Source organism: Solemya elarraichensis gill symbiont, from assembly GCF_002021095.1.
Classification (GTDB): domain Bacteria; phylum Pseudomonadota; class Gammaproteobacteria; order Chromatiales; family Chromatiaceae.
This window is the reverse complement of record NZ_MPRK01000063.1, coordinates 1-8484: the sequence shown is the minus strand read 5'-3', so window position 1 is coordinate 8484 and position 8484 is coordinate 1. Positions and strand designations below refer to the sequence as shown.

Here is an 8484-nt window from a genome sequence, read left to right as displayed (position 1 = left end):
CAGCAGGCGGACGCAGGTGTTGCACTCGATGGTGATGGTGATCGCCTCATCATGGTTAACCACAAGGGTGAACTGGTTGATGGCGACGAGATTCTCTACATCATTGCCATCTCGCGACAGCAGCAGGGCAAGTTGCATGGGCCTGTTGTCGGTACCCTGATGACCAACCTTGGCCTCGAACTGGCACTTAGGAAGCAGGACATTGGTCTGCAGCGAACCAATGTCGGTGATCGCTATATCGTGCAGCAGTTGCTGGCAAACGACTGGTGTCTCGGCGGTGAGCCGTCAGGTCACATCATCTGTCGAGATGTATCGACTACCGGTGACGGTACGGTTGCCGCACTGCAGGTGCTTGCCGAGATGCAATTGCGTAGTAAACGCCTTGATGAACTAACCCAGGCGGTGGAGAAGTGCCCGCAGCTGCTGGTCAACCTCGATCTCGGCAGTCAGCGTGCAGATGAACTGATGGAGCTCGAATCCGTCTCATCATCAGTAGCTGCTGCAGAAAAGGAGCTGGCTGAGAATGGCCGGGTTCTGTTGCGTCCCTCGGGTACAGAGCCACTGTTACGCGTGATGGTCGAGGGAACGGATGCAGCCCATGTCGACAAGCTCGCCAACGCAATTGCAGATGACATCAGGAGTGCGATTAGTCAGCTGCACGCCGCGAGTTAGATAGGTACAAGGTGAAAGCTACATAATGTACCTTTCACCTTAAAACAATCCCGCCAGGGGCTGTTGAACACCTACTTGGTGTCTTCCACTCCGCTTCCCTCGGGAAATGAGAGTTCGGCGCTACTCTGGAAATTTTCCAGGTGCTTACGCACAGCCTCTATCTTCAGCGATTCGGTCAGTTCGTCTCTCACACTTTCGAGTGCAGGTGGCTCAATCGTGCTGGTTTTCTTCTCTTCCAGCAGGATGACATGCCAGCCAAACTGGGTCTTTACAGGTGATGACGAATGCTTGCCTTTTTCCATCTTGGTGAGTGCATCACCAAATGGCTTGACGACACGAGCGGTCTCTACCCAGCCGAGGTCGCCGCCATTCGGGCCACTTGGTCCGGTCGATTTTGATATCGCGAGTTCTGCGAAATCTTTGCCATCATCCAGTTCCTTGATGATTTCCTTTGCAGTATCTTCATCTTCAACCAGGATATGACGGGTCTTGTACTCACTCTTCTCGGTTGCACCATGCTGTTCGTCATAGGCAGCCTTGAGATCTTCCTCTGAAACCTCCTGTTTCCTGATGAGTTCGTCAAGAGCAGCCTGGCGCAGGGTCTGCTGGCGTACAACATCAAGCCTGGCGACTACCTGGGGCTGTTTATCGAGGCCCATTTTTGCGGCTTCCTGTGCCAGCAGCATACTGCTGAAGAGTTCATTAACCAGCACATCCTGTGCCTGCATCGGATCTTGTGGCAGAGGCATCCCCTGGCGAGTCATGCGATAGGCAAGCAGGTGGCCAACGGTCATGTTCTCACCATTGACTGTCATCACGGGCATGTTGAGTTCCTTGGCGATGTCAACTACATCCTCGGGGGCTTCGGTTTGTGCAACTAGTGCAGCAGGGCTTGCCAGCAGTGCGGCAAGAACAATTTTTTTCAGCTCCATTTTCATTTTCATCTTTATTTCCATTTTCATTCAGAATACTCGTTTGTAGGGTTTGACAGTAACCTGGGTGTAGACACCGGCGCCTCTGTAAGGGTCGGCATCTGCCCACTCCTGTGCACTTTCAAGTGAATCAAATTCAGCAATAATAACGCTGCCGCTGAAACCTGCACTGCCCGGATCTTCACTGTCAATTGCAGGATTGGGTCCCGCGGTTAGCAAACGGCCCTCGTCACGCAGTTTTTCAAGGCGTTCGAGATGTTGTGGTCTCACTGAGAGGCGTTTGTCAGTGGAGTTTTCACAGTCTTGACCAATAATTACGTAATACATCAGTTGTTCTCTTCAATGGGTTGAGCAATACGGCTGATGTAGATTCCCTGAGCAAGTACGAACAGGAAGGTCATGCCCATCAGGCCGAATAGTTTGAAGTTGACCCAGGTCGCCTCGCTGAAATTGTAGGCGACAAGGATGTTGATCATGCCACTGGCGACGAAGAAAAGCACCCATGAAATATTGAGCTTTTGCCACTGATCCTGCAGCAGTGAGACGCTGTTCTCCATCATGCGCTGTGGAAACGATTTACTGCTGACAAAGGGTGCAATAAGAAATGCTGCGGCAAACAGCCAGTTGACGATGGTCGGCTTCCACTTGATAAAGGTCGGATCCTGAAAAATGATGGTCAGGCCGCCAAACAGGATCAGCAGGCCAACCGTAATCCACTGCATATTGGTAATGCTTTTACCACGCAATGCGGCAATGGCAATCTGGATGACCGCGGTTGCAATTGCCACACCTGTGGCAACATAGATGCCGGAGATTTTGTAAGCAATAAAGAACAGCAGTACGGGTAATAGTTCAAAAAGAAGTTTCATAGCTTTAATTTAAGTAAGTTAGTGCAAGGTCGGTTTGCCGGAATAACGTTGATACCAGGTTGCCATCTGTTCACGAACATGTTCGGGATAGTTGACCAGGGCCATCTGTTCCATTCCTTCGCGGAAGAATTCGGACGCCTCGTCAGGCAGATATTCAACGATTGCCGAAAAGGCATCATCCATCAAGCGTACCTGGTGGCTTCGAGTCGCTATGATAGCGCGATTCAGGAGAAGAATCCGCCATGGATTTGCAAGGTTTAATGGTGTGGCCTCTTGTGTAAGCTGAATCGAGGTGGCGCGCATTACTTCGCTGACCTCACGGTAGAGCTCCTCGAGAAAGCCAGGCTGCTGACGGCTGTTGGCAAGCCGTGCGATGGCGTTGACTATTGGCTCGATGGTGACAAGTTCAGCACCGTGGCGCACACCCCACAGCGCGAACGGGAAGCAGATGTTCTCGATCTCGATCGCCTCATCCTCAAGCTCTGCTTTTGCGGCCAGGTGAGACATTTCGCTGAACAGTTGTACGCCGTAATCAGTACAGCGTGTTACTTCCTCTTCGGGAGGATTGACCTCATACTGGTCATGCAGTGCCCCAATCACTTCCTGCAAGTCCTGCATGGCAAGGGTGATAAGACACGGATTGGTATCCTCACCGACAGATACTTCATCATCCCACGCAGCCAGAACCTTGTCGGCCAGGGCATAGAAATGCTCGAATAGCAGTGTCGGTTCCGGTGACAGACGTTGAACCATAATCTCTTTGCAGAATTTTCCCGGTACGAGTACGTATAATAGCAAGATGCAGATTAAATACGACTTCCATTCTCATTCTACCGCTTCTGACGGGACACTATCTCCGGCGCGCCTGGTTGCGCGTGCGGCAGATATGGGAGTCGATGTGCTGGCGTTGACTGATCACGATACGCTCGAAGGTCTCGAGGAGGCGCAACAGGCTGCGCAGGAACACGCTATCCGTATTGTTACCGGTGCCGAGATTTCAGTGACCTGGAACGGACAGACTGTACATATTGTTGCCCTCGGCATCGATCCCGCAAATCAATGCCTCGCTCTTGGTTTGCAGAGACTGGTCGAGTACCGCCACTGGCGTGCAGCGGAGATTGGCCGCCGACTTGAAAAGCATGGTATTTCCGGCGCGCATGATGGCGCCGTCGCTCTCTCCAACGGCCGCCTTGTCAGTCGCACGCATTTTGCACGTTTCCTGGTTGGTGCGGGTGAAGCAAGAGACATGCGCGACTGTTTCAAACGCTTTCTGGTCAGGGGCAGGCCGGGCCATGTCAGTGGTGAATGGGCAACACAGGAGGAAGCACTGGGCTGGATTCATGATGCCGGCGGGCATGCGGTCATCGCGCACCCGGCCCGTTACGGAATGACACGCACAAAATTGCGCAGGCTGATTGGCGAATTCCAGGAACTGAGTGGTGAAGCCATCGAGGTGGTCTCCGGGAGTCACAGCAAGGATGAGTGCTACACCATGGCAAGACATGCAAAAGATTTTAATCTTCATGCATCGTCCGGCTCAGATTTTCATACGCCGGAAAACCAGTGGGTTGAGTTGGGCCGCCTGATGCCACTTCCCGTCGGCTGCAAGCCTGTTTGGGAGCTGCTGGAGGCGTAATGGAAGAGAATAGTTATATGCGCAGGGCACTCGAACTCGCCAGCCAAGGTGAGAAAGAGGGCGAGGTGCCTGTCGGTGCCGTGGTGGTGCTCAATGGCGAGATCATCGGCGAGGGCTACAATTGCCCGATTTCAACTTCTGATCCCACTGCGCACGCAGAGATCGTGGCAATGCGGGATGCAAGCACAAAGCTTGCTAACTACCGCCTTACCGATGCTGACCTCTATGTTACTCTCGAGCCCTGTCCCATGTGTGCAGGTGCCATTGTGCACGCACGTATCAGGCGTGTAGTCTATGGAGCTTCCGACCCCAAGGGTGGGGCAGCCGGAAGCGTTTTCGACCTGTTGCCGAGTGACGACAGGTTTAATCACAAGGTGGAAGTTACTGGCGGTGTACTGGCCGATGAGTGTGGCCACCAGCTGAGTCAATTTTTCCGCCGCCGGCGGATGGAGAAAAAAACATGATCAAAGGTCTTCTTTCCCTGTTCTTACTGCTGCCGGCAGTCACCGTTGCCGAGTATGAGCCACTAACAGTTAATGTGAAAGCGGAACAGGTATCGGAGCACTGTTGGTATGTGCCGGGTAATGCCGGTACGGCAACACAATTCGAGGGTTTTATATCCAATGCAGGTTTTGTTATTACCGACGCAGGCGTGGTGGTTTTCGATGCGCTGGGTACCCCGGCACTGGCCAATGCAATGCTTGGGGAGATTCGCAAACTGACCGACAAACCGGTCGTCAAGGTGGTTGTCAGCCACTATCACGCCGATCACGTTTATGGCCTGCAGGTTTTCAAGGAAGCGGGGGCGGAAATTGTTGCCCCGGGCGAGGCGTTTGAGTACATCGACTCGGATGTTGGTACAAATCGTCTCGACGAGCGCCGTGTTTCCCTTTTCCCGTGGGTGAACGATGATACCCACCTGGTGTCGCCGGACAGCACCGTAACAGATAACAGCAGTGTCAGTCTTGGTGGTATCGATTTTGAGATTGTCTATCTCGGCAAGGCGCACTCAGATGGAGACCTGGCGCTGCTGGTCAAACAGGACAAGGTACTCTATTCGGGCGATATTATTTTCGAGGGTCGGGTTCCATTTGTCGGAAATGCAGACACCAAGTCATGGCTTGAGAAACTCGAGGCGATGGAGACTGAAGGGCTTGAAGCACTGATTCCGGGACATGGTCCAGCGGCATCAGAGCCCCGACAGGCAATCTCTGGTACCCGTTCCTATCTCGCCTACCTGCGCGAGAAGATGGGTGAAGGCGTCGAGGAGTTCATGGAATTCGCGGGAGTCTATGACAGCGTCGACTGGTCGGAGTTTGATCATCTGCCGGCATTTAGTAGCGCCAACAGGATCAATGCATATGGCGTTTTCCTGTCGATGGAGAAGGAGCTGCTCGAAGAGTAAATCTGACACTACCATTGTAGGATCCCCGCCCCGGGGCGATAGATTTCATCACCCCGGGCCCCATCATTTCGTCACCCCGGGTTTGACCCGGGGTCCATTCTGAACTGCGCACGTACTCATGGATGCCGGCCCAAGGCCGGTATGACGACAGAGGTATCAGTAGCCCCATCTCGGGGCGATAAACCCCATCACTGCCATCCTTATGTTACGGGCTTTCCTCTATAAGTCCGTACCCTTTCCTATACATCAGTCTAGTAGGTGAATTCCTACACAAATGTCATCCTTCGCCCACAGACAAAGAGACGCAATAAACCTATAGTTAAACACAGTCAACAGGATTGACTTGGCTGATATCAGCAGAGAATGCTGAATGACAAGCAGGCTCCCACAGAATAAGCCGCCAGCCAATAACGGAATAACAACGAATAAAAAGGAATTTGCCATGCCAGGGAAGAGCCGTCGTGTCCGGACATTACTTTTCAGCTGTTTGATTGCAATAACCGCAGGAATTGGGGCAACTGCCCAGCCAGTTCTGGCAATTGATACCTCGATGGTCGTCGGCAGCATTCCAGCCAAGTTCAGCATCAACCAGGGCGCGGCAAGCTACAGCATTCCAATCGAACTACCCGCAGGCGTGGCCGGCATGAAACCCGACTTGGCAATCGCCTACAACAGCAACAGCGGTAATGGTCCACTCGGCATCGGATTCCAACTCAATGGCCTGTCACAAATCCATCGCTGTGGCGCCACCATTGCACAGGACGGATTCAAGGGCGGCACCTATTTCAATGAACGCGATCGCTACTGTATTGACGGGCAACGCCTGATCGCTATCAACGGCACGCCGGGTGCCGAAGGTACTGAATACAGAACCGAGATCGACACCTTCTCAAAAATAGTTTCGCATAACGACGGCAGTGCCAATGGACCGCTCTACTGGGAAGTGTGGACAAAATCCGGTCAGCATATGCGCTACGGAGAGACCCAAGAGGCACGTTTCCAGATCACAAAGGAGAGCCTTGCGCATGTCTACCGTTGGGGCATCTCAACCATTGAAGACACAACCCCGGCTGGCAACAGCATCAACTTCCGGTATCTAAAACCGACCGGTGGAGACAACTTCCTCCTGCAGGGGCTGGACTATGCCAATGTCTCGGTAGATCTGACCTATAGCGAAACAGAACGGGCTGATCCACTCGTCGCCTATCTCCCGGGCGGCGGCAAATCTGTCATCAAACATCTATTGGATCGTGTAGAAGTCGCCTACAGCGGTCAGCTACTCACGCAATACCAACTCAACTATGGAAACTCCGCACTGACCCAGCGCAGTCATCTCGTCTCATTACAGAAATGCAACGCAGATGGCGAATGTCTGCCACAAACCCACTTTAACTGGAACGAGGAAAAGGCCGGATTTGAATTGAGCCAAACATTCTCATTGCCTGAGAGTTTTACAAAGAGAGACAAGCAGGACTCCTATATTTTTGCAAAAGGCCGTGGCATGCGTGTTGCTGATTTCAATGCTGATGGCCTTGCGGATATTCTGAGGATAAAAAAGGACACCAGAAAACTCTGGCTCAATAATGGGCAGGATTGGCAGGAAGACTATAGCCCACATCCGGATTTCTATAATTCCAAAGCCTACAAATTGAAAGACGATGAGGAAGATAACGGACTAAGACTCGCCGATATTGATGTTGACGGTTCAGTTGATCTTGTTAATGCAAATTATGAACGTGCACTGAATGATAATCTGCAAACCGCTACCTCACAGAGTTTGCCTCCCATTACAGAGAGGCGTCAATTAAGCTTTAACGGCTCAATTGACTCAATTGGTGGAATTGTTTTATCTCAATTCAAAGAGTTTAATACTGGCTTCAGATTAAGCGATATCAATGGAGATTACCTGCCGGATGTGATCAAGGGTACAGGTGAAATTGCCTATCAAATCATCTCTCCTGAAGCGCTTCAAAGAGGCAGCTTTAACAGAGAGTTTTTCTGTTATGTTGATGATGGCCAGGATAGTGCCCCGACAATTTGTCCTGGAGGCCTCATTAAAAAAAGATGCGACATGGCTGACACCCAAACCTGTGTTTACACGCTCGAGTTTGAAGGCAGGACATTTATGCCCACAGAAACTGGCATTTATCCCACCACAGGCAGCTTTTCAGGCAAATTCGGCTCAAATATCGATACAAGTGAAAACTACATTGCACTTGGCGTCCCAATTCAATCGACAGGCCTCCCTGTTGGATTCGGTGCATTTTTTAAACTCGTACCAGAAAACGAATACCACTATCCCGACTCTCATTTTTTATCAGAACAAGATAAAGCCACCTATCGAGTCAACAGGATGGGTGAAGATTCTCGTACAGAAAACTACTGGGGCGCCCAGACAGACGAGAGTGAAATTTCACTTCCAGTACCCCTTGATTACCGTAGCCCGCTCCGTGGTAGCCAACCCAATACTGTTTCTTCTGCCAGAATGGTAGATATCAATGGTGATGCACTGAATGACATTCTTCTATCCAAAAGAGATGCTATTGGTACCTATTCTGTCGATAGCTGTCGCTATGACAATGGATGTGAAGCGGGAATAGGTTATAACGACAGGCAATCAGCAACCTACAGTGGCACCTGGTTAAACAGCGTAGACGATTGGCAACAAACAAACGCCTACGATCTCCCGGAGCCATTCAGCTACTTTGGTGAGGATGCCGGCAATACCCGCCTGGTTGATATCAATGGTGACGGCCTGCAGGATGCGATTGTCACACTGCTGCCCGATGACAAGGGAACAAAAGTCGATCTCTACGATAATGATGCAAGTGGTATTAAACACGGTGTTACAGGACCGGTTGGCGCGATTCGAAGGGAAGGCAAGCTTGATGCGTACGCCAGATGGAATCAAATTGGCGACCAGGGTAGTAACTGCACTTTTGGCAGTTACGGTTTTAGCGAAAACAGAAT

At 51.5% G+C, this 8484-nt stretch carries 9 protein-coding genes; 5 read left to right on the top strand and 4 right to left on the bottom strand.

Translation table 11 applies throughout. The annotated features are described in order from the left end of the window. The coding region (locus BOW51_RS04740; RefSeq protein WP_503167665.1) for a phosphohexomutase domain-containing protein at positions 1-672 on the top strand (672 nt) is incomplete at its 5' end. Positions 673-743: 71 nt separating this feature from the next. On the opposite strand, the gene BOW51_RS04735 is transcribed toward BOW51_RS04740, so the two are convergent. From BOW51_RS04735 to BOW51_RS04720, 4 genes are read right to left on the bottom strand one after another with little or no spacing between them, the layout of a single operon-like run. Next, entirely contained in the window at positions 744-1634 is an 891-nt protein-coding gene (locus tag BOW51_RS04735) for a peptidylprolyl isomerase (RefSeq protein ID WP_078476682.1), read from the bottom strand. Next, positions 1635-1931, bottom strand: a complete 297-nt coding sequence (locus BOW51_RS04730; protein WP_078476681.1) for a YciI family protein — start codon at positions 1929-1931, stop codon at positions 1635-1637. It abuts the gene before it with no gap. After that, positions 1931-2473: a septation protein A gene (locus BOW51_RS04725; protein ID WP_078476680.1), complete on the bottom strand. Its 543-nt coding sequence runs from the start codon at positions 2471-2473 to the stop codon at positions 1931-1933. The genes BOW51_RS04730 and BOW51_RS04725 overlap by 1 nt, the downstream gene beginning before the upstream one ends. Before the next feature lie 18 nt (positions 2474-2491). Then, the gene (locus BOW51_RS04720) at positions 2492-3226 is read right to left on the bottom strand and encodes a hypothetical protein (protein ID WP_078476679.1); all 735 of its coding nucleotides are present in this window, start codon (positions 3224-3226) and stop codon (positions 2492-2494) included. Between the two features lie 46 nt (positions 3227-3272). Between BOW51_RS04720 and BOW51_RS04715 the strand changes: the two genes are divergently transcribed. From BOW51_RS04715 to BOW51_RS04700, 4 genes are all read left to right on the top strand, one after another. Further along, positions 3273-4109, top strand: a complete 837-nt coding sequence (locus BOW51_RS04715; RefSeq protein WP_078476678.1) for a PHP domain-containing protein — start codon at positions 3273-3275, stop codon at positions 4107-4109. Next, positions 4109-4573: a tRNA adenosine(34) deaminase TadA gene (gene tadA / locus BOW51_RS04710; protein WP_078476677.1), complete on the top strand. Its 465-nt coding sequence runs from the start codon at positions 4109-4111 to the stop codon at positions 4571-4573. Before BOW51_RS04715 ends, tadA begins: the two co-directional genes overlap by 1 nt. Then, positions 4570-5514 carry an MBL fold metallo-hydrolase gene (locus BOW51_RS04705; RefSeq protein WP_078476676.1) on the top strand — a complete coding sequence of 315 codons (945 nt, stop codon included), beginning with the start codon at positions 4570-4572 and terminating at the stop codon, positions 5512-5514. The genes tadA and BOW51_RS04705 overlap by 4 nt, the downstream gene beginning before the upstream one ends. Positions 5515-5956: 442 nt before the next feature. Continuing rightward, a partial coding sequence (locus BOW51_RS04700) for a SpvB/TcaC N-terminal domain-containing protein (protein ID WP_281252863.1) occupies positions 5957-8484 on the top strand: 2528 nt, incomplete at its 3' end.